We start from the raw sequence: 1,527 nt of genomic DNA, 5'->3' as shown, positions 1-1,527 counted from the left end.
ATTAACAGGGCTGAAGTAATTTTAAGGGATTATGAAGCCGATGAAGATTATATTGAATTGCCTGTAATTCCGGGTATTGAATGTGTTGGTGAAGTGGTTGACTCATCAAATACTCGATTTAAAAACAGGGATAAGATAGCTGCACTTATGGGTGGAATGGGAAGAAGCTTTGATGGAGGATATGCCGAATATGCTCTGCTTCCTGAAAAAATCGTCTTTAAAATTGATGATGATGTTTTTGAGAAATTGACATTGGAGGAAATAATAGCAATTCCTGAAACTTATTTCACTGCCTATGGCTCTTTAATGTCACTTAATCTTGTAAAGGATGATACTCTATTAATCAGAGGTGCAACCTCTGCATTGGGCCTTTCCGCAATGCAACTTGCAAAGTCAATGGGATGTGAAATATTTGCAACGTCCAGAAGTGAAGAAAGATTCGACAAGTTAAAGTCAAATGGTGCGGATGAGTGCTTTGCTGATGATGGTTTTTTGGCTGAAAAATTAAATTGTGATAAGGTACTGGAATTGATTGGCCCTAAAACTCTTGAAGATTCAATGAAATGCATTAACAGTGGAGGAATATGCTGTGTTACAGGTGTTTTGGGAGGTATTGAGTATATGGATGAATTCGATCCAATCAAGATTATCCCAAATGGCAGGTACTTGACTTCTTTTTTCAGCAATTATCCGACACAGGAGATAATGGACAACCTATTTGATTTCATTATTAAAAATAACATCAAACCCGAAATTTCAAGAGTATTCTATAATTTGGAAGATATTGGAAAAGCTCATACTTTGATGGAGTCAAACATGGCTCAAGGAAAGATTATATTTAAATTGGAGTAGTTAATATGGTTACTAAAGAAGAATGTTTTAAACAATTGAGAGATGTGATTGATGCGGTTTTATCCACTGTTGATGATAATGGCAATCCTCAATCAAGAATTATTGATATAATGCATATTGAAGATGATAAAATATATTTTGTAACTGGCCGTGGAAAACATGTTTATTCAGAAATAATAAATCATCCAAAGGTTAGTTATTTAAGCTTAAAAGACAATAAATCCATTAGAATTAGTGGTGAAGCTCATAAATTGGACGATCAAAAATATTGGGTTGATTTAATATTTGAAAACAATCCATTTATGAATAATGTTTATCCTGGAAATGCGAGATATATTCTTGAACCTTTTTGCATTGAGGATTATGAGATGGAATTCTTTGATTTGACACAAAAGCCTATTTTCAGACAATCCTTCAAATTCGGGGATGCTGAAATTACAGTTAAGGGATTTGAGATAACTGATGATTGTATTGCTTGTGGTACTTGTCAGGCAAGTTGTCCGCAGCAGATTCCAGTTTTTGTTGGCGATAAGTTTGAAATTCCGTCGGAACATTGTTTGCATTGTGGATTATGTTATGAAAATTGTCCGAATGATGCGATTGTTAAAAGGGAATAATTGATTCATTTCTTATTGGAGTTTTAGTGTTTGTTATTTAATAAATCATGTTTAAAAA

Annotated in this window: 2 protein-coding genes; both read left to right on the top strand. The window is 33.7% G+C overall.

The features are described 5' to 3' along the window. Positions 1-852, top strand: an 852-nt coding sequence (locus tag ACKI2P_RS04850) for a zinc-binding dehydrogenase (protein ID WP_407375530.1), incomplete at its 5' end; no start/stop codon positions are given. 5 nt (positions 853-857) lie between these two features. Next, the gene (locus ACKI2P_RS04845) at positions 858-1,469 is read left to right on the top strand and encodes a 4Fe-4S binding protein (protein ID WP_407375528.1); all 612 of its coding nucleotides are present in this window, start codon (positions 858-860) and stop codon (positions 1,467-1,469) included. Positions 1,470-1,527: the final 58 nt, after the last annotated feature.

The sequence above is a fragment of the Methanobrevibacter sp. genome, from assembly GCF_045541095.1.
Lineage (GTDB): Archaea > Methanobacteriota > Methanobacteria > Methanobacteriales > Methanobacteriaceae > Methanocatella.
The sequence above is the reverse complement of the archived record's forward strand: the minus strand, read 5'-3'. Positions and strand labels throughout refer to the sequence as shown.

Bases quoted from the DNA above. Each gene is read 5' to 3' on its own strand.
- ACKI2P_RS04845 (WP_407375528.1), top strand. From the start codon at position 858: ATGGTTACTAAAGAAGAATGTTTTAAACAATTGAGAGATGTGATTGAT.